The 18,612-nt window shown below is 61.5% G+C and carries 18 protein-coding genes; 6 read left to right on the top strand and 12 right to left on the bottom strand.

What is annotated here, in order from left to right:
• Positions 1-28: 28 nt before the first annotated feature.
• The 5 genes from leuS (at position 29) to AC1Z24_RS03920 (ending at position 6,186) form a co-directional block, all read left to right on the top strand.
• The gene (leuS, locus tag AC1Z24_RS03940; protein WP_483744618.1) at positions 29-2,635 is read left to right on the top strand and encodes a leucine--tRNA ligase; all 2,607 of its coding nucleotides are present in this window, start codon (positions 29-31) and stop codon (positions 2,633-2,635) included.
• Positions 2,636-2,721: 86 nt separating this feature from the next.
• Positions 2,722-3,327 (top strand): LPS-assembly lipoprotein LptE, encoded by a 606-nt coding sequence (locus AC1Z24_RS03935; RefSeq protein WP_483744617.1) that lies wholly within the window; start codon positions 2,722-2,724, stop codon positions 3,325-3,327.
• 41 nt (positions 3,328-3,368) lie between these two features.
• Positions 3,369-4,400: a DNA polymerase III subunit delta gene (holA, locus tag AC1Z24_RS03930; RefSeq protein WP_483744616.1), complete on the top strand. Its 1,032-nt coding sequence runs from the start codon at positions 3,369-3,371 to the stop codon at positions 4,398-4,400.
• A 205-nt stretch (positions 4,401-4,605) separates the two neighbouring features.
• The gene (gene arfA / locus AC1Z24_RS03925) at positions 4,606-4,764 is read left to right on the top strand and encodes an alternative ribosome rescue factor ArfA (RefSeq protein WP_259104703.1); all 159 of its coding nucleotides are present in this window, start codon (positions 4,606-4,608) and stop codon (positions 4,762-4,764) included.
• An 84-nt stretch (positions 4,765-4,848) separates the two neighbouring features.
• On the top strand, positions 4,849-6,186 hold the full coding sequence (locus AC1Z24_RS03920) for a lytic murein transglycosylase (protein WP_483744615.1): 1,338 nt from the start codon (positions 4,849-4,851) through the stop codon (positions 6,184-6,186).
• A 185-nt stretch (positions 6,187-6,371) separates the two neighbouring features.
• Here AC1Z24_RS03920 and lipA read toward each other — a convergent pair whose 3' ends face one another.
• The 12 genes from lipA to AC1Z24_RS03860 all read right to left on the bottom strand — a co-directional run bounded on the left by lipA (position 6,372) and on the right by AC1Z24_RS03860 (position 17,759).
• Positions 6,372-7,400 (bottom strand): lipoyl synthase, encoded by a 1,029-nt coding sequence (lipA, locus tag AC1Z24_RS03915; protein ID WP_259104701.1) that lies wholly within the window; start codon positions 7,398-7,400, stop codon positions 6,372-6,374.
• A 1-nt stretch (position 7,401) separates the two neighbouring features.
• Complete coding sequence (lipB, locus tag AC1Z24_RS03910; RefSeq protein ID WP_483744614.1) at positions 7,402-8,052, bottom strand: lipoyl(octanoyl) transferase LipB; 651 nt, start codon at positions 8,050-8,052, stop codon at positions 7,402-7,404.
• Positions 8,052-8,327, bottom strand: coding sequence for a DUF493 domain-containing protein (locus AC1Z24_RS03905; RefSeq protein WP_483744613.1), 276 nt, complete (start codon positions 8,325-8,327; stop codon positions 8,052-8,054). Before AC1Z24_RS03905 ends, lipB begins: the two co-directional genes overlap by 1 nt.
• An 89-nt stretch (positions 8,328-8,416) precedes the next feature.
• On the bottom strand, positions 8,417-9,577 hold the full coding sequence (locus tag AC1Z24_RS03900) for a D-alanyl-D-alanine carboxypeptidase family protein (RefSeq protein WP_259104698.1): 1,161 nt from the start codon (positions 9,575-9,577) through the stop codon (positions 8,417-8,419).
• 211 nt (positions 9,578-9,788) lie between these two features.
• The gene (locus AC1Z24_RS03895; protein ID WP_483744612.1) at positions 9,789-10,802 is read right to left on the bottom strand and encodes a septal ring lytic transglycosylase RlpA family protein; all 1,014 of its coding nucleotides are present in this window, start codon (positions 10,800-10,802) and stop codon (positions 9,789-9,791) included.
• Entirely contained in the window at positions 10,802-11,803 is a 1,002-nt protein-coding gene (gene mltB / locus AC1Z24_RS03890; protein ID WP_409033949.1) for a lytic murein transglycosylase B, read from the bottom strand. Before mltB ends, AC1Z24_RS03895 begins: the two co-directional genes overlap by 1 nt.
• Before the next feature lie 26 nt (positions 11,804-11,829).
• Complete coding sequence (gene rodA, locus AC1Z24_RS03885; RefSeq protein WP_259104935.1) at positions 11,830-12,933, bottom strand: rod shape-determining protein RodA; 1,104 nt, start codon at positions 12,931-12,933, stop codon at positions 11,830-11,832.
• Between the two features lie 31 nt (positions 12,934-12,964).
• Positions 12,965-14,860, bottom strand: a complete 1,896-nt coding sequence (gene mrdA / locus AC1Z24_RS03880) for a penicillin-binding protein 2 (protein ID WP_483744611.1) — start codon at positions 14,858-14,860, stop codon at positions 12,965-12,967.
• An 18-nt stretch (positions 14,861-14,878) separates the two neighbouring features.
• On the bottom strand, positions 14,879-15,346 hold the full coding sequence (gene rlmH / locus AC1Z24_RS03875; protein WP_259104695.1) for a 23S rRNA (pseudouridine(1915)-N(3))-methyltransferase RlmH: 468 nt from the start codon (positions 15,344-15,346) through the stop codon (positions 14,879-14,881).
• An 11-nt stretch (positions 15,347-15,357) separates the two neighbouring features.
• Positions 15,358-15,750, bottom strand: coding sequence for a ribosome silencing factor (gene rsfS, locus AC1Z24_RS03870; protein WP_081569285.1), 393 nt, complete (start codon positions 15,748-15,750; stop codon positions 15,358-15,360).
• Positions 15,751-15,808: 58 nt separating this feature from the next.
• Positions 15,809-16,519 (bottom strand): nicotinate-nucleotide adenylyltransferase, encoded by a 711-nt coding sequence (nadD, locus tag AC1Z24_RS03865; protein ID WP_259104694.1) that lies wholly within the window; start codon positions 16,517-16,519, stop codon positions 15,809-15,811.
• Complete coding sequence (locus AC1Z24_RS03860; protein WP_483744610.1) at positions 16,485-17,759, bottom strand: glutamate-5-semialdehyde dehydrogenase; 1,275 nt, start codon at positions 17,757-17,759, stop codon at positions 16,485-16,487. Before AC1Z24_RS03860 ends, nadD begins: the two co-directional genes overlap by 35 nt.
• Positions 17,760-17,939: 180 nt before the next feature.
• Here AC1Z24_RS03860 and AC1Z24_RS03855 point away from each other — a divergent pair, with 180 nt between their 5' ends.
• Positions 17,940-18,611 carry a DNA-3-methyladenine glycosylase gene (locus AC1Z24_RS03855; RefSeq protein WP_483744609.1) on the top strand — a complete coding sequence of 224 codons (672 nt, stop codon included), beginning with the start codon at positions 17,940-17,942 and terminating at the stop codon, positions 18,609-18,611.
• Position 18,612 lies beyond the last annotated feature (1 nt).

Raw genomic sequence — 18,612 nt, 5'->3', positions numbered from 1 at the left:
GGTCAACATTCTTTAGTCAAAAGTAGCCATGCACGAACTCTATCAGCCCCGCGAAATCGAAGCCGCCGCCCAAACATTCTGGGAAGAGCAAAAGTCTTTTGAAGTCAGTGAACAGCCAGGCAAGGACACGTACTACTGCCTGTCGATGTTTCCTTACCCCAGCGGCAAGCTACACATGGGCCACGTGCGCAACTACACCATCGGTGACGTGATCGCGCGCTACCAGCGCATGCAGGGCAAGAACGTCCTGCAACCCATGGGTTGGGACGCCTTCGGCATGCCGGCGGAAAACGCCGCGATGAAGAACAACGTCGCCCCGGCCAAGTGGACCTACGAAAACATCGCCTACATGAAGACCCAGCTCAAAAGCCTGGGCCTGGCGATCGACTGGTCCCGGGAAGTCACTACCTGCAAGCCGGATTACTACCGCTGGGAACAATGGCTGTTCACTCGCCTGTTCGAAAAAGGCGTGATCTATCGCAAGAACGGCACCGTCAACTGGGACCCGGTCGACCAGACCGTCCTGGCCAACGAGCAAGTGATCGATGGCCGCGGCTGGCGTTCGGGCGCGGTGATCGAAAAACGCGAAATCCCGATGTACTACTTCAAGATCACCGCCTATGCGGATGAGCTGCTGTCGAGCCTCGACGAACTGCCGGGCTGGCCTGAACAGGTCAAGACCATGCAGCGCAACTGGATCGGCAAGTCCCGCGGCATGGAAGTCCAGTTCCCGTACGACCAGGCGTCGATCGGCGAAGCCGGCGCCTTGAAAGTCTTCACGACCCGTCCGGACACCCTGATGGGCGCGACCTATGTTGCAGTGGCTGCCGAGCACCCACTGGCCACATTGGCTGCCACCAACAATCCTGAGCTGCAAGCGTTCATCCATGAATGCAAGAGCGGCAGCGTCGCCGAAGCCGACGTCGCCACCCAGGAAAAGAAAGGCCTGCCGACTTCGCTGTTCGTCGAGCACCCGCTGACCGGCGAGAAACTGCCAGTATGGGTCGCCAACTACGTGCTCATGCACTACGGCGACGGCGCGGTGATGGCGGTTCCGGCGCACGACGAGCGTGATTTCGAGTTCGCCACCAAGTACAACCTGCCGATCAAGTCCGTGGTGCGCACCAGTGCCGGTGACGAGAACCCGGCGCCCTGGCAGGCTGCCTATGGCGAGCACGGCCAACTGATCAACTCCGGCGAGTTCGACGGCCTGGACTTCGCTGGCGCCTTCGACGCCATGGAAGTGGCGCTGATCAAGAAAAACCTCGGCCAGTCCCGCACCCAGTTCCGCCTGCGCGACTGGGGCATCAGCCGTCAGCGCTACTGGGGCTGCCCGATCCCGATCATCCATTGCGACAGCTGTGGCGACGTGCCGGTCCCTGAAGACCAGTTGCCGGTCAAGCTGCCGGAAGACGTGGTGCCGGACGGCGCTGGCTCGCCCCTGGCGCGCATGCCCGAGTTCTACGAGTGCATCTGCCCGAAATGCGGCGCAGCGGCCAAGCGTGAAACCGACACCATGGACACCTTCGTCGAATCGTCCTGGTACTTCGCCCGCTATGCCTCGCCTCACTACGAAGGCGGCATGGTCGATCCGAAAGCGGCCAACCACTGGCTGCCGGTCGATCAGTACATCGGCGGTATCGAACACGCGATCCTGCACCTGCTGTATGCGCGGTTCTTCCACAAGCTGATGCGCGACGAAGGCCTGGTCACGTCGAACGAACCGTTCAAAAACCTGCTGACCCAGGGCATGGTCATCGCCGAGACCTACTACCGTCTCGAAGCCAATGGCAGCAAGACCTGGTTCAACCCGGCCGATGTCGAGCTGGAGCGTGACAGCAAGGCCAAGATCATCGGCGCCAAACTGATCAGCGACGGCTTGCCGGTCGAGATCGGCGGCACTGAGAAGATGGCCAAGTCGAAGAACAACGGTGTCGATCCTCAGTCGATGATCGACCAGTACGGCGCCGATACCTGCCGCCTGTTCATGATGTTCGCCTCGCCGCCTGACATGAGCCTGGAATGGTCCGACTCCGGCGTCGAAGGCTCGCACCGCTTCCTCAAACGCGTCTGGCGTCTGGCCCAGGCCCACGTCAACGCCGGCCTGCCAGGTGCCCTGGACAAGGCGTCGCTGAACGATGAGCAGAAAGCGATCCGTCGCTCGATTCATCTGGCCGTCAAACAAGCCGGTCAGGATGTCGGGCAGAACCACAAGTTCAACACCGCCATCGCCCAGGTGATGACCCTGATGAACGTGCTGGAAAAAGCTCCGCAGGCTACCCCCCAGGACCGCGCCTTGTTGCAGGAAGGCCTGGAAACCGTGGCCCTGCTGCTGGCTCCGATTACACCGCACATCTGTCACCAATTGTGGAACGCCCTGGGCCATGCCGACCCGATCATCGACGCTGGCTGGCCAGTGCTCGACGAGACAGCGCTGGTTCAGGACAGTCTGCAACTGGTGGTTCAGGTCAACGGCAAGCTGCGCGGCCAGATCGAAATGCCCGCCAGCGCCAGCCGCGAAGAAGTCGAAGCGGCTGCTCGTACCAATGAAAACGTCCTGCGCTTCCTCGATGGCCTGACGATCCGCAAAGTGATCGTGGTCCCTGGCAAGCTGGTCAATATCGTAGCAAGTTGATGGGATCGGGCGCCCGGCCGACCGGGCGCCGAACAAACTGCCAAGGGTCGCGAAGCCGGCCCAAACGGATTCAAGGGGAGCATCAAATGATCAAACGCAACTTGCTGGTTATCGGCCTCGCCGTAGTGCTGAGTGCCTGTGGTTTCCAGCTGCGTGGCACCGGTTCCACCGAAATCGCGCTCAAGGAGCTGGATCTGTCGGCGCGTGACGCCTATGGCGATACCGTCAACCTGCTGCGTCGGGTACTGCAAGGCAGCGGCGTGAAGATTTACACAGGTGCCGAATACAAATTGATTCTGGTCAGTCAGCCGGAAACCCAGCGCACCGCCAGCTACTCGGGTTCGGCGCGTTCGGCCGAATACGCCCTGACCTCGACGCTGAACTATGAGATCCACGGTTTCAAGGATCGCTTGCTGCTCACTGATCATGTGCAAGTGGAAAAAGTCTACGTCCACGACGGCAACAACCTGATCGGTTCCGACCAGGAAGCCGACCAGATCCGTGGCGAAATGCGTAACGAGCTGGTACAGAAAATGGTCGTGCAGCTGCAACAGCTGACGCCTGAGCGCCTGCAGACTCTGCAACAGCGCGCCGATGACGTCGCTCGCGCCGAAGCCGAAGCCCTGGAAAAGGCGCAGAAGGTTCGCGACGAGACGCCACAGCAGTCGCCTCTCGAAATCCCGTCCAAGTAAGGCTTGGGGGCCGGTTCGCCGGCCCCTGCCTCGTCTGACCGATGAAACTCGCCCCCGCACAACTCGGCAAACACCTGCAAGGCACGCTGGCACCGGTCTATGTGATCAGTGGCGATGACCCCTTGCTGTGCCAGGAAGCCGCCGACGCCATCCGCGCCGCCGCCCGCCAACAGGGCTTCGACGAACGACAGGTATTCAGCGCTGACGCCAGTTTCGACTGGGGCACGCTGTTGCAGGCGGGTGCCAGCATGTCGCTGTTCGCTGAACGCCGCCTGCTGGAACTGCGCCTGCCGTCGGGCAAACCCGGCGACAAGGGTGCCGCCGCCTTGATGGAATACTGCGCCCGCCCTGCCGAAGACACCCTTCTGCTGATCAGCCTGCCGAAACTCGATGGCAGCGCGCAGAAGACCAAGTGGGGCAAGGCGCTGGTCGAGGGTGAGCAGACTCAGTTCGTGCAGATCTGGCCGGTGGATATCGGCCAACTGCCGCAATGGATTCGCCAGCGCCTTTCGCAGTCCGGTCTGGCGGCCAGCCAGGATGCGGTCGAGCTGATTGCCGCAAGGGTTGAAGGCAACCTGCTAGCCGCCGCCCAGGAAATCGAAAAGCTCAAGCTGATGGCCGAAGATGGCCAGATTACCGTCGAAACCGTGCAGGCGGCCGTGGCCGACAGCGCGCGCTTTGACGTCTTCGGCCTGACCGATGCCGTGCTCAACGGCGAAGCGGCGCATGCCCTGCGCATGCTTGAAGGCCTGCGTGGCGAAGGGGTCGAGACGCCGGTGATTCTCTGGGCCCTGACCCGTGAACTGCGGGTGCTGGCCAACCTGGCCATGCAGTTCAGCCAGGGCGTGCCCCTGGACAAAGCCTTCAGCTCCGCCCGCCCGCCGATCTGGGACAAGCGCAAGCCGCTGATGAGCAAAGCCCTGCAACGCCTTTCAGCCAAGCGCTGGAACCAGTTGCTGGTGGACGCCCAGCAGATTGACGCGCAGATCAAGGGCCAGGCCTCGGGCTCGCCGTGGAGCAGCCTGAGCCGACTGGTGCTGTTGATGGCCGGGCAGCGTCTGTCCCTGCCCTGATCGGATCTGTGGGACCGGCTTTAGCCGGGAAAGGGCCGGTAAATTCAGCACATCCCGTTCATCTGGAACGATGCCTTCGCGGCTAAAGCCGGTCCCACAATGCGATCTCCCGCCTCTCAATCCCATAGCACACATCTATTAGACACAACCCCCGCTGTGTCCGATGATTGCCGCCGCGTCACCCACCTGCATAGAGAGCATCGCCATGAGCAAGCCAAAGAAACGGCCAAACAAGGCCAAGTCCATCGTCGCCCAGCCCTTGTTCCGCAGCCGACAGGAACAACCTACCAAGGGCAAAGGCAGCTACCGCCGCGAAGCCTTCCAGTCTAAAAGCTGGGAGGCTTCTGACTTTCTGGCGGCCTGAAAAGCGACGAAACGCCGCTCAGGGCCCTTTCCACGGGCAGCCGTGTTAAGGTCTGCACCTATCGGCAATCCCTTGGACCCCAGCATGCCCTCTTGTTTTTCCCGTCGTTGGCCAATCCGCCAGCTGTTCGCTGCTTCCAGCCTCGTCGTTCTGGTCGCCTGCGCTGAAAAACCCACCGCCGCCGTCGCCACACCGCTCCCAACATTGCCCACCGCACAACCCGCCTTGCCGGTTCTGCCGGTCACGCCAATGCCCAACAGCGCGCCGGATACCGCCCTCGATTTCACGCCCACGATCAGCTTTGCCGACTGGCAAGCGGGCTTTCGCGTGGATGCGCTGAAAGCAGGCATTCGTGCCGATCTGTTCGACCGCGCGTTCGCCGGAGTAACCCCGGACATGAGCGTGGTCAAGGCCGACCGCAGCCAACCCGAGTTCACCCGCCCGGTGTGGGAATACCTCGACGGCGCCATCTCGCCAGTACGCGTACGCAAGGGCCAGGCCCTGCTCGCGCAGTACGCGGATGTGCTGCAAGGCATCGAGCAGCGTTATGGCGTGGATCGCCAGGCGCTGGTGGCGGTATGGGGCATGGAAAGCAGCTTCGGCCAGTTCCAGGGCACTCAGTACGTGATCCGCTCCCTGGCGACCCTGGCCTACGAAGGCCGTCGTCGCGCCTTTGCCCAGGACCAGTTGCTCGCGGCCCTGCAGATCCTGCAACACGGTGATATCCAGCCGGAGCAGATGCTCGGCTCCTGGGGTGGGGCCATGGGCCAGACCCAGTTCATCCCCACCACCTATAACACCCACGCTGTGGACTTCGACGGCGACGGTCGCCGCGATATCTGGAACACGCCGGCCGATGCACTGGCCTCGACGGCTCATTACCTGCAGAGCAACGGCTGGCAAACCGGCCAGCCTTGGGGCTTTGAAGTGCAACTCGCCCAGGGTTTCGACTATGCCCTGGCCGACGCCGCAACCCGCAAGAGCGTCGCCGAATGGCAACAGCTTGGCCTGAAGCTGCCCAACGGCGCACCGCTGCCCGTCGGCTCACTGCAACAGCAAGCGGCACTGGTATTGCCCGCAGGCTACCGAGGCCCAGCGTTCCTGGTTCTGGATAACTTCCGCGCCATTCTCAAGTACAACAACTCGACGTCCTATGCGCTGGCGATCAGCCTGCTGGCCGACCGTTTCAAGGGCGGTGGTTACATCCAGGGCGAATGGCCACGCGGTGACCTGCCCCTGAGCCGCACAGAGCGCATGGAGCTGCAATCCCTGCTGTCGGCCCGCCAGTACGACGCAGGCACCCCTGACGGCATTATCGGCGCCAATACGCGTAAGGCGATCCGCAGCTACCAGCAATCCCTGGGCTGGCCGGCTGATGGCTATCCGACGCATGAGTTGCTCGACAAGCTGCGCCAGCCTTGAGGTGGTAATGCCTGTACAGACCGTGTGGGACCGGCTTTAGCCGGGAAGAGGCCGAGTCATTCGATAAACATCTATTGCCTGACAGACCGCCTTCCCGGCTAAAGCCGGTCCCACCTCAGCCAAGGCAATAAAAAACGGGCCAAATAGTGATATCCGGCCCGTTTTTTTATCGCGTCAAATCAGGATCAGAGCATCGCCTTGGCGATCTTGGCCTGTTCGTCGGCATGGTACGAGGAACGCACCAGCGGCCCCGACGCGACGTTCTTGAAGCCCATCTTGTAGCCTTCCTCGGCGAACCAGGCGAAGGTGTCCGGGTGCACGAAGCGCTGTACTGGCAAGTGGCTGCGCGACGGTTGCAGGTACTGGCCCAGGGTCAACATGTCGATGTCGTGCTCGCGCATGCGCTGCATGACTTCGATGACTTCCTCGTCGGTCTCGCCCAGACCCAGCATCAGACCGGATTTGGTCGGTACGTGGGGCACCATCTGCTTGAAGCGCTGCAGCAGGGTCAGCGACCACTGGTAGTCCGAACCCGGACGCGCAGCCTTGTACAGGCGCGGCACGGTTTCCAGGTTGTGGTTGAACACATCCGGCGGCTCGGCAGCGGTGATTTCCAGGGCAACGTCCATGCGGCCACGGTAGTCAGGGACCAGAGTCTCCAGCTGCACGTTAGGCGACAGCGCGCGGATTTCACGGATGCAGTCGGCGAAGTGCTGAGCACCACCGTCGCGCAGGTCGTCGCGGTCCACCGAGGTGATCACTACGTATTTCAGGCGCAGGTCGGCGATGGCGATGGCCAGGTTCTTCGGCTCGTCCACGTCCAGTGCTTTCGGGCGACCGTGGCCGACGTCGCAAAACGGGCAGCGACGGGTGCAGATATCGCCCATGATCATGAAAGTCGCGGTGCCGCCGGAGAAGCACTCGCCCAGGTTCGGGCAGGACGCCTCTTCACAGACGCTGTGCAGCTTGTGCTTGCGCAGCAGTTGCTTGACACGATCGACCTCGGGGGAAACCGGGATACGCACGCGAATCCAGTCCGGCTTCTTCGGCAGGTCAACGGTCGGAATGATCTTCACCGGGATACGCGCAACCTTCTCGGCACCGCGCAGCTTTACACCGGCCTCGACTTTCGGGCGGGGCGCACGGTCGGAGACATCGAGCGTCGGGATCAGGGTTTGCACAGCGCTTTGCGCAGTATCAGTAGCAGTAGTCATATCAGTCGATTCCGCCCGTTAGGGTCGTCTGCTCAGCATAGTCGAGGTGTTTGACGAGCTGCGCGCGCAGCCGGGCACTTACCTCGGCAAATTCAATCGGGCCTGCATGGTCGCGCAGCTGGGTCATTGCCAGCCCCGCATAGCCGCAGGGATTAATTCGTCCAAATGGCTCAAGGTCCATATCCACGTTCAGTGCCAACCCGTGGAAGGAACAGCCATTGCGAATCCGCAGTCCCAGAGATGCGATTTTCGCTCCATCGACATACACACCCGGTGCATCGGGCTTGGCGAAGGCGTTGACACCATAATCAGCCAACAACCCGATCAGGCTGCGTTCGATCCGGCTGACCAGATCACGCACGCCGAAACCCAAGCGTCTTACATCCAGCATCAGGTACGCAACCAGTTGCCCAGGCCCATGATAGGTCACTTGGCCACCACGATCGACCTGTACGATCGGAATTTTGCCAGGCAGCAAAACATGCTCCGGCTTGCCCGACTGTCCCTGGGTGAAGACCGGCGGGTGCTGCACCAGCCAGATTTCATCCGCAGTTTCGCGGCCACGCTCGTTGGTAAAACGCTGCATGGCCTGCCACGCGGGCTCGTAGTCCAGCAGGCCGAGCTCGCGAAAGCCCAGGACAGCATCGGTCATCAGAGCACCATATGCACGACACCCGTAGCGCGCAGGGCACTATTGATATCGCGCAGTTGGTCTTCGCCCGTAGCGATGATGTGCAACTGGACGGTGGTGTACTTGCCGTTGCTGCTCTGGCGTTCGGCCATGGTCTTGAGGTCAAGCTTGGCGTGCTTGCCAAGGATCTCGATAACCATGTCCTTGAACCCCACAGTCGTATCACCGATCACCTTGATCGGGTAGTCATTGCAGGGAAACTCGATTTTGTGCGACTTGACGTCTGGCTCTGTCATGGCAGTAAAGGTCTCACAAGCCGTGAAGACGGACGCGCCCGCCCTGGATAAGGGCGGGCGCGCGGTGCGGCATTGCCTACTGGATATAATCAGTTGAACAAGCCGTAGAAGAACAGGCGGATGCTATCCCACACGCGGCGGAAAATGCCACCTTGCTCGACACCATCGAGGGCGATCAGGTTGGCACTGTGTACCACCTTGTCGTCCATTTTCACTTCCACTTTACCGATCACGTCGCCCTTGGCGATAGGCGCGACCAGCTGCGGGTTCATGCTCATGCTGGCGGTCAGCTTCTTCATCTCGCCTTTAGGCATGGTCATGGTCAGGTCTTCGGCCAGGCCGGCCTTGACCTGACGCTCGGTACCTTTCCAGACGGTGGCCTGGGCCAGTTCGGTGCCCTTCTGGTAGAAACTCTGGGTTTCGAAGAAGCGGAAACCGTAGGTCAGCAGCTTCTGGGTTTCAGCCGCACGGGCCTGTTCGCTGTTGGTACCGAAGACCACGGCGATCAGGCGCATGCCGTCACGTACAGCCGAGGACACCATGCAGTAGCCGGCTTCTTCGGTGTGACCGGTTTTCAGGCCGTCGACGGTCTTGTCGCGCCACAGCAGCAGGTTGCGGTTAGGCTGCTTGATGCCGTTCCAGAAGAATTCCTTCTGCGAGTAGATGGCGTAGTGCGCCGGATCTTCGTGAATGATCGCCCGGGCCAGACGCGCCATGTCGTGCGCCGACGAGTAGTGGTCAGGGTTCGGCAGACCGGTCGGGTTCATGAAGTGACTGTTGGTCATGCCAAGGTCACCGGCCGTCTTGTTCATCATGTCGGCGAACGCATCTTCGCTACCGGCGATGTGCTCGGAGACCGCGACACTGGCGTCGTTGCCGGACTGGATGATGATGCCGTGCAACAGGTCGCTGACGGTCACCTGGCTGCCCACCTTGAGGAACATCCGCGAACCACCGGTACGCCAGGCGTTTTCGCTGATGGTCACCGGATCGTTCTCGCCGATCTGGCCACGACGGATTTCCAGGGTCGCGATGTAGGCGGTCATCAGTTTGGTCAGGCTGGCCGGGGCCAGGCGCTGATCACCGTTGTTCTCGACCAGCACGTTGCCGCTGTTGGCATCCATCAGCACATAGGCCTTGGCTGCCAATTGCGGGGCGGAAGGCGTCATCTGCTCGGCAGCCCATGCGGCCGGGGTGATGATCAGCGGTACAAGCAGGCAAAGGCGTTTTGCAAAGGTGGTGATGTTCATCCGTCTCTCGAAAATGCTAATGGGCAAACATGCCCTCGCGGGCAAAGCTGATCAGGTCGGTGAACGCGTCGGCGCTCTCTGCGACCTGCGGCGCCAGGCTACTACCCCGGCTGACAAGACCCCCTGTTCGACAGGCGATCCTGTGAACAGTTGCCTGTGACGCTTGCTCTTATGGCAACTCATGTCGGACAGGCAACCGTAAAACCTTCAATTACTCCGCAGGAATCACGCTGGCCTGGCCCAGATTGGCCGACCGAACGCTGTTCTGCAGCTGCTGGGCTTCACCCGGCGTGCCGACTGGCCCCATCCGAACCCGGTAGAGCGTCTGCTGATTGCGTGCTATTGAACTCACGAATACTGGCGCTTGCACCATCGCGCTCAATTTCGACCTCAGGAGTTCCGCAGCGTCCGGATTGGCGAAAGCGCCCACCTGGACTAACAGACCAGATTGCGGTCCTGAACCGTTTTTTTTTGCGTCGATCTGGATGGGCACGGCCGGTGCCGCGTGCTGTTGCGGCGGCGGCGTGTACTGCTCAATGGTGCCGGTCGAGGCGGTCAGGGCCGGTGCCGCAGCCTGGGCCGTCACTTGCGGCTGATCAACCAATAGCGGCGCTGGCTGACCACGCTGGGCCCACCATTCCTGCGGATCGATCCCCTCGACCTTGACCCTTGCGGTGCCGATTTCGGCATAACCGAGTTTTTTCGCCGCAGCGTAGGACAGATCGATGATGCGGTCGGAGTAGAACGGACCCCGGTCGTTGACCCGCAGGATCACGCTGCGGTTGTTGTCCAGGTTGGTCACTCGCACATAACTGGGCAGCGGCAGGGTCTTGTGCGCCGCGCTCATGCCGTACAGGTCATAGACCTCGCCATTGGCGGTGTTCTGGCCATGAAACTTGGTGCCATACCAGGACGCCGTGCCCGAAGCCACGTAACGTTTGGAGTCGCTCAGCGGGAAATAGGTCTTGCCCAGCACCGTATAGGGGTTGGCCTTGTACGGGCCGTTGTGCAGGGTCGGCGTGGCATCGGGAATGCGCGAGACATCGACATCCCACCACGGCGCGCCGTCCTTGTGGGCACGGTTGATATCCAGGCCCGGTTTCGAGCGGATGGCATTACCCTGCTGCGGCGAACGACTGGTCGTGGAGGTGCAACTGACAACCAACAGACCCAATGCTGCGTAGGCCAAAACCTTGATTGATGTGCGAATCGACAATGATCGCATTACTTGACGCCCCGGGCTTGAACCAGCAAATCAGAGAGCTGATGCACGGCCATGGCGTACATCACGCTGCGGTTATATCGCGTAATCGCGTAGAAATTCTTCAGACCCATCCAGTATTCCGGGCCATTGTCGCCATCCAGGCGAAACGCGGTGACCGGCAGGTCGTCGCGCAGCGCATCATGACTCGCCCAGCCCAGGGCTCGCAACTCCCCAACGGTCTTTACTGGCTCGATACCGGGGCTCAGGCCCTCTTCAGCGCGGTCGCCGCGTATGGTAGCGCGACTGACCACCGGTTCGCCCGCGACCCAGCCATGTTGCTTGAAATAGCTGGCAACGCTGCCGATGGCATCATCGGGATCGCTCCAGATATTAATGTGACCATCGCCGTCGAAATCCACCGCATAGGCGCGAAAACTGCTCGGCATGAACTGCGGCAGCCCCATGGCACCGGCGTAGGAACCCTTGATGGTCAACGGATCGACCTGTTGCTCACGGGCCAGCAGCAGAAACTCGCGAAGCTCCTTGCGGAAGAAGTCGGCGCGCGGCGGATAGTCGAAGCTCAAGGTCGACAGTGCATCCATCACCCGGTAGTTGCCGGTATTGCGACCGAAAAAGGTCTCGACACCGATAATCGCCACGATCACCTGGGCCGGAACGCCATATTCCTGCTCGGCACGGGCCAGGGCAGCCTCATGCTGGCGCCAGAAGTCCACGCCACGGGCAATCCGTGCACTGGTCAGAAACATCGGACCGTAGTCCTTCCACGTCTTGACCCGCTCGGCCGGACGCGAGATCGCGTCGAGAATCGCCTGCTTGCGCTCAACCTCGCGGAACACATCAATCAGCTGTTCGCCGGCAAAGCCGTAGTCGCGGGTCATTTCACCGACGAACTGGGCCACCTTGGGCGAGCCTTCGTATTCCCCGGCCGCTGCGTCCTGCGCAGGGCCAAGGATGCCGACCAGGCCGACCAGAGGGGCAAACCGCGCCGCCCGGTTGAGCATTTCCCGCATTGAATTCTTCACCTTAATCAAACCTGTGCGATCCACTTACGATGTGTATGGATCGACATCAAAACCCCAAACGCTGACAGCAGTGTCACCAGCGAAGTTCCTCCATAACTAATGAAGGGCAAGGGCACGCCCACCACCGGCAGCAGGCCACTGACCATACCGATGTTGACGAAAACGTAAACAAAAAACGTCATGGTCAGGCTGCCGGCGAGCAATTTGCCGAACAGCGTCTGGGCCTGGGCGGTGATCATCAGGCCACGGCCGATCAGCATGACGTAGATCACCAGCAAGGCGCAGATACCGACCAGACCAAACTCCTCGCCCAGTACCGCAATGATGAAGTCGGTGTGGCTTTCCGGCAGGAAGTCCAGGTGCGACTGGGTGCCCAGCAGCCAGCCCTTGCCGAAAACCCCGCCCGAACCGATGGCTGCCTTGGACTGGATGATGTTCCAGCCGGTGCCCAACGGGTCGCTCTCCGGATCGAGGAAAGTCAGGATCCGCTGCTTCTGGTAGTCGTGCATGATGAAGAACCACATGCCCACGGCCACCGGCACCGCAGCGGCGATTACACTGATGATCCAGCGCCAGCGCAGGCCGGCCATGAACAGCACGAAGGTCCCCGAAGCGAGAATCAGCAGCGAAGTACCCAGGTCGGGCTGGCGCACTATCAGGATGAACGGCACGCCGATCAGCCCAAGGCTCAGCACTACGTGCTTGAGATGCGGCGGCAGGGTGCGCTTGGACAGGTACCAGGCAATGGTCGCAGGCATGATGATCTTGAGGAATTCCGAGGGCTGGAAGCGGATCACGCCCGGAATGTTGATCCAGCGCGTCGCCCCCATGGCGTTGTGGCCCATGACGTCCACCACCACCAGCAACAGCACGCCGATCACATACAGGACCGGTACCCACCGCGCCATGAAGCGCGGTTCGAGCTGGGCGATGGTGACCATTGCCACCAGACCGATACCGAACGAGCTGGCCTGCTTGATCAGCAGGTCCCAGTTCTTGCCACTGGCCGAGTACAGGACGAACAGGCTGCCCGCCGCCAAAGTCAGCAGCAGGATCAGCAACGGGCCATCGAGATGGATACGCTGCAGAAAAGTCGCACGACGACGCATCACGTCATCGCTGGAAAGGATGCGATCGAAATTACTCTTCACGGGCCGCAGCCTCCGGATTGGCAGAACTGGCGTACTCAGGCTTGAGCAAGCCGTCCGGGCCCAGCAACCAGGCATCCATCACCTGGCGGACCACGGGTGCAGCGACGCCGGAACCGGCCTCGCCGTTCTCCAGCATCACTGCAACGACGATTTTCGGCGCATCGGCCGGGGCAAAGCCGACGAACAGGGCATGGTCGCGATGACGTTCCTGAACCTTGGAACGGTCGTACTTCTCGCCCTGCTTGATGGCCACGACCTGGGCTGTACCGCTCTTGCCGGCAATGCGATATTGCGCACCGATGGACGCCTTGCGCGCGGTGCCCCGGGCGCCGTGCATCACCTGTTGCATACCGTGATTGACCTTGTCCCACGACGTCGGGTCGTGCAGCACCACGTTGGGCATCGGGTTCGGGTCAACCGGCGGCACACCGTCGATGGTCTTGGCCAGGTGCGGCCGGTTCCAGATGCCCTTGTTGGCTACCAGGGTCGTGGCCTGGGCCAGTTGCAGCGGCGTGACCTGCATATAGCCCTGGCCGATCCCGAGGATCAGGGTTTCGCCGGGGAACCAGGCCTGGCGCCGGGTAATGCGCTTCCAGTCCCGGGACGGCATCAGCCCGGGGGACTCTTCGAACATATCCAGCGAGACCTTCTGACCGATGCCGAACTTGTTCATGTAGTTGGCCAGACGGTCGATGCCCAGCTTGTGGGCCAGATCATAGAAGTAAGTGTCGTTGGAACGCATGATCGCGGTGTCCAGATCCACATAGCCGTCGCCGGTGCGGTTCCAGTTGCGATATTTGTGATCGTAGTTGGGCAGCATGTAGTAGCCGGGGTCGAATACCCGGGTCTGGGCCGTCACCACGCCGCTGTCCAGACCGGCAATCGCCACCACCGGCTTGATCGTCGAGCCGGGCGGATACAGGCCGCGCAGCACGCGGTTGAACAGCGGCCGGTCGATGGAATCACGCAGTTCGGCGTAGGCCTTGAAGCTGATGCCGGTGACGAACAGGTTGGGGTCGAAGCTTGGCGCACTGACCATCGCCAGTACTTCGCCAGTAGCCGGATCCATGGCCACAATGGCACCACGCCGCCCGTCCAGCGCTTTCTCGGCGGCTTCCTGCAACTTGATGTCCAGGCTCAGCACGATGTCCTTGCCGGGCACCGGATCGGTCCGTTTGAGCACCCGCAGCACGCGGCCACGGGCGTTGGTCTCGACTTCTTCGTAGCCGACCTGACCATGCAGCTCGTCTTCGTAGAAACGTTCGATGCCGGTTTTGCCGATATGGTGGGTGCCGCTGTAATTGACCGGATCGAGACTTTTCAGCTCTTTCTCGGCAATTCGCCCCATATAGCCGACAGAATGCGCGAAATGCGCGCCTTGCGGGTAATGCCGGACCAATTGCGCCACCACCTCCACGCCGGGCAGGCGGAACTGGTTGACGGCGATGCGGGCGATTTGCTCCTCAGTCAGTTCGAACAGGATCGGCACCGGCTCGAATGGCCGACGCCCCTGCTTCATGCGCTTCTCGAAAATGATCCGGTCGTCCGGGGTCAGCTCCAGTACTTCAACGATGGTATCGAGAATCTGCGCCCAGTCGCCGGAACGCTCGCGGGTCATGCTCAGGCTGAAACTGGGCCGGTTATCCGCGATCACCACACCGTTGCGGTCGTAGATCAGGCCACGGCTGGGCGGAATCGGCTGCACATGCACCCGATTGTTCTCCGACAGCGTGGAGTGATAGTCGTACTGAATGACCTGAAGGAAATACAGCCGCGCAATCAGCACGCAGACCAGCACCACCACGGCCACTGCACCGACCACGACCCGGCCGCGCACCAGACGGGCGTCTTTCTCATGGTCTTTTAGGCGGATCGGCTGAGACATTTCGGCGAGGTACGCAGGCTATTTGTGATAGGGGTGCCCGGACAGAACGGTCCAGGCACGATAGATCTGTTCGCCGATCAGAATGCGTACCAGCGGATGCGGCAGGGTCAGCGGCGATAGCGACCAGCGCTGTTCACTGCGGGCACAGACTTCCGGCGCCAGCCCTTCGGGGCCGCCGACCATCAGGTTGACCGTACGCGAATCCAGGCGCCAGCGGTCAAGTTCCGCCGCCAGCTGCTCGGTGCTCCAAGGCTTGCCGTTGACTTCAAGCGTGACGATCCGCTCGCCCGGTTGCACCTTGGCCAGCATGGCTTCGCCTTCCTGACGGATCAGACGGGCCACGTCGGCGTTCTTGCCACGGGTATTGAGCGGAATTTCCACCAGGTCCAGCGCCAGCTCGGATGGCAGACGCTTGGCATATTCATGCCAGCCTTCTTCCACCCATTTGGGCATGCGGGAGCCGACGGCGATCAGACGCAGTCGCACGGTCGTATGCCTTATTCGTTACCAGGAGTATGGTGCGCGCCGCTGGCTGCACGGCTCTGCTCGGCTCCCTGCCACAGGCGTTCCAGGTCGTAGAACTGACGTGCTGCCGCGGTCATCATGTGCACGATGACGTCGCCCAGGTCCAGCAGGACCCAGTCGCTTTCGCCCTTGCCTTCTTCGCCCAGAGGCTGTGCGCCCTTGGCCTTGACGTTCTCGCGGACCTTGTCGAGCATCGCGTTGATCTGGCGATTCGAGGTACCGGTAGCGATGACCATGTAGTCGGTCAGGCTGTGCTTGTCCTTGACGTCGATGACCAGGATGTCCTGGGCCTTGACGTCTTCCAGGGCTGCTTTGGTCAGTTCAACCAGCTCTTCGCCGGAAACGGAGATTTTTTGCTTTGTCATATAAAACTCATTCAACTCATTTATGTGGAAAGCCTGAACGCTAGTCGAAAAAGCGTACTCAGGTCGTCCCATCAGTGTTCGGCGCACGGTACAGCCCGTGTGCATCGATGTAGGCCAGTACCGCGTCTGGCACCAGAAAACGTACCGACTTACCGCTGGCCAGCAGTTGGCGGATCTGGGTGGCAGACACCGAAAGCGGCGTCTGCCAGACGAATGTAATGTGTCCGCCCGGCCCTTTGAGGGCCTTCGGATCGCTGACGGCGCGCGCCGCCAGCAGGTTGCGCATGGCGTCGGGCGACTCGCTGTCGGCGTCCGGGCGCTGCAACACCACGATATGGCAGTGCTCCAGCAAGGCTTCCCAACGATGCCAGGTCGGCAGCCCGCAAAAGGCATCCCAACCCAGCAACAGGAATAACTGGTCCTCTGCGGCCAACTCGGCCCGCATCGATTCCAGGGTGTCGATGGTGTACGACGGCTTGTCGCGAAGCAGTTCGCGATCATCCACCGTCAGCGGTGCAACCCCGGCAACCGCGCACTGGACCATCGCCAGACGGTCCTGCGCCGAAACGCTGGGGGTATCCCGATGAGGTGGCCTGGCGCTGGGCGTCAGGCGTAACTCATCGAGTTCAAGCAGGGCTGCCACTTCCAGCGCGCCCCGCAGGTGTCCGATATGCACCGGATCAAAGGTGCCACCGAGCATGCCAATGCGTCGGGGCTTTCCGGGCTCGCTCAAGTCAGGCTGGCTCCTGTCCGCGCAACTGCTGGCCATCGCCGATGACGATGTACTTCTCGCAGGTCAGGCCTTCAAGCCCTACCGGGCCGCGGGCGTGCAGCTTATCAGTAGAAATGCCGATCTCGGCACCCAGACCGTATTCAAAGCCATCGGCGAAGCTGGTCGGGGCGTTGATCATCACCGAACTGGAGTCGACTTCAGCCATGAAACGGCGAGTCTGGCCCTGATGGTCGGAGACAATGGCATCACTGTGGTGCGAACCATAGTGATTGATGTGTTCGATAGCCTGGTCGAGACCGGTGACGATGCGGATCGACAGGATCGCGTCCAGATACTCGGTGTGCCAGTCCTCCTCGGTAGCCGGGATCACATCGATGATGTCCCGGGTACGCTCGCAACCGCGCAGCTCGACGCCTTTTTCGCGGAACTGGGCCGCCATCTGCGGCAGGAAATCCGGCGCGATGGTCTGGTCCACCAGCAGGGTTTCCATGGCCCCGCAGATACCGTAGCGATAAGTCTTGGCGTTGAAGCAGATGCGCTGGGCGCTGCTCAGGTCGGCATGAGCGCTGACATATACGTGGCAGATACCGTCCAGGTGCTTGATCACCGGCACGCGGGCATCACGACTGACGCGCTCGATCAGGCCCTTGCCGCCGCGCGGAACGATAACGTCAACGTATTCAGGCATGGTGATCAGCGCGCCGACCGCCGCGCGATCGGTGGTCTCGACCACTTGCACCACCGCAGGCGGCAGGCCGGCGTCGGCCAGACCGCGCTCGATGCAGGCGGCGATGGCGCGATTGGAATGAATAGCCTCGGAACCGCCACGCAAGATGGTGGCGTTACCCGACTTCAGGCACAGGCTCGCGGCATCAATGGTCACGTTCGGACGCGACTCGTAGATGATCCCGACCACGCCCAGAGGCACGCGCATCTTGCCAACCTGGATACCGGACGGCTGGAAATTCATGTCGCGGATCGAGCCGATGGGATCCGGCAGGTTCGCCACCTGACGCAGCCCTTCGATCATCTTGTCGATGCGCATGGGGGTCAGGCTCAGGCGTTCCAGCATTGCCGCTTCAAGGCCATTGGCGCGACCGGCGGCCAAGTCCTGCTCGTTGGCGGCAGACAACTGCTCACGGGCTGCATCCAGGGCGGCAGCGGTGGCGAGCAGGGCGCGGTTTTTCTGCGCAGTGCTGGCACGGCCGATGACGCGGGAAGCCTCGCGGGCAGCACGGCCCAGGCGGGTCATGTAGTCAAGAACGGACTCAGTCATGGTCTCAGAGGTCTTGGCAAAGAGGAAAGCGGCGGATTATAGCTGTCAAGCGTGACTAACGACAGCGCAGACAGGCGGATGGTCGAAACAACTTGTAAAAGCATGTCGCGGCGCGATTCAGCTGCAATTAAGACGACCCTTGGTAAGATCGCGATCCCGTCCGCCCAGGCAGCGCCCGCCATGCCCAACGCTCTCCCCGATGAGTTCTTCAACCGCGATGCCCAGACCCTTGCCCGAGGCCTGCTGGGCAAGATCATCCGGCATAAGGTCGGCGAGCTGTGGCTGTCGGCACGCATCATCGAAACCGAGGCCTATTACTGCGCCGAACGGGGCAGTCACGCCTCACTGGGCTATACCGAAAAACGCAGGGCGCTGTTTCTCGACGGCGGCCACATCTATATGTACTACTCCCGGGGAGGCGATTCGTTGAATTTCAGCGCCGAAGGACCGGGCAATGCCGTGCTGATCAAATCCGCCTACCCTTGGCTCGACGCCCTGTCAGATGCCAACAGCCTGGCGCAGATGCAACTGAACAACCCCGACGCCAGTGGCGCAATGCGCACACCGCAACGTCTGTGTGCCGGCCAGACACTGCTGTGCAAGGCCCTGGGCCTGAAGGTCCCGGACTGGGACGCCCGGCGCTTTGATCTGCAGCGACTTTACGTCGAGGATGTCGGGCTCAAGCCGACAGCCATTATCCAGACCACCCGCCTTGGCATCCCCGAAGGCCGCGACGAACACCTGATGTATCGCTTCGTCGAGGCCGACCATGCTGCCTTCTGCACGCGGAACCCGCTGCGGCGCGGTCAGGTCGAAGGTCGCGACTACTTTTTAATCGATCAAGGAAACTGAT

Source organism: Pseudomonas sp. JL23, assembly GCF_056933585.1.
Note: the sequence above shows the minus strand (reverse complement) of the source record. Positions and strands in the feature narration are given on the sequence as shown.

Coding starts and splice junctions, on each gene's coding strand:
- leuS (WP_483744618.1), top strand. CDS start 29: ATGCACGAACTCTATCAGCCCCGCGAAATCGAAGCCGCCGCCCAAACA.
- AC1Z24_RS03935 (WP_483744617.1), top strand. CDS start 2,722: ATGATCAAACGCAACTTGCTGGTTATCGGCCTCGCCGTAGTGCTGAGT.
- holA (WP_483744616.1), top strand. CDS start 3,369: ATGAAACTCGCCCCCGCACAACTCGGCAAACACCTGCAAGGCACGCTG.
- arfA (WP_259104703.1), top strand. CDS start 4,606: ATGAGCAAGCCAAAGAAACGGCCAAACAAGGCCAAGTCCATCGTCGCC.
- AC1Z24_RS03920 (WP_483744615.1), top strand. CDS start 4,849: ATGCCCTCTTGTTTTTCCCGTCGTTGGCCAATCCGCCAGCTGTTCGCT.
- lipA (WP_259104701.1), bottom strand. CDS start 7,400: ATGACTACTGCTACTGATACTGCGCAAAGCGCTGTGCAAACCCTGATC.
- lipB (WP_483744614.1), bottom strand. CDS start 8,052: ATGACCGATGCTGTCCTGGGCTTTCGCGAGCTCGGCCTGCTGGACTAC.
- AC1Z24_RS03905 (WP_483744613.1), bottom strand. CDS start 8,327: ATGACAGAGCCAGACGTCAAGTCGCACAAAATCGAGTTTCCCTGCAAT.
- AC1Z24_RS03900 (WP_259104698.1), bottom strand. CDS start 9,577: ATGAACATCACCACCTTTGCAAAACGCCTTTGCCTGCTTGTACCGCTG.
- AC1Z24_RS03895 (WP_483744612.1), bottom strand. CDS start 10,802: ATGCGATCATTGTCGATTCGCACATCAATCAAGGTTTTGGCCTACGCA.
- mltB (WP_409033949.1), bottom strand. CDS start 11,803: ATGCTCAACCGGGCGGCGCGGTTTGCCCCTCTGGTCGGCCTGGTCGGC.
- rodA (WP_259104935.1), bottom strand. CDS start 12,933: ATGCGTCGTCGTGCGACTTTTCTGCAGCGTATCCATCTCGATGGCCCG.
- mrdA (WP_483744611.1), bottom strand. CDS start 14,860: ATGTCTCAGCCGATCCGCCTAAAAGACCATGAGAAAGACGCCCGTCTG.
- rsfS (WP_081569285.1), bottom strand. CDS start 15,750: ATGACAAAGCAAAAAATCTCCGTTTCCGGCGAAGAGCTGGTTGAACTG.
- nadD (WP_259104694.1), bottom strand. CDS start 16,519: ATGGCCAGCAGTTGCGCGGACAGGAGCCAGCCTGACTTGAGCGAGCCC.
- AC1Z24_RS03860 (WP_483744610.1), bottom strand. CDS start 17,759: ATGACTGAGTCCGTTCTTGACTACATGACCCGCCTGGGCCGTGCTGCC.
- AC1Z24_RS03855 (WP_483744609.1), top strand. CDS start 17,940: ATGCCCAACGCTCTCCCCGATGAGTTCTTCAACCGCGATGCCCAGACC.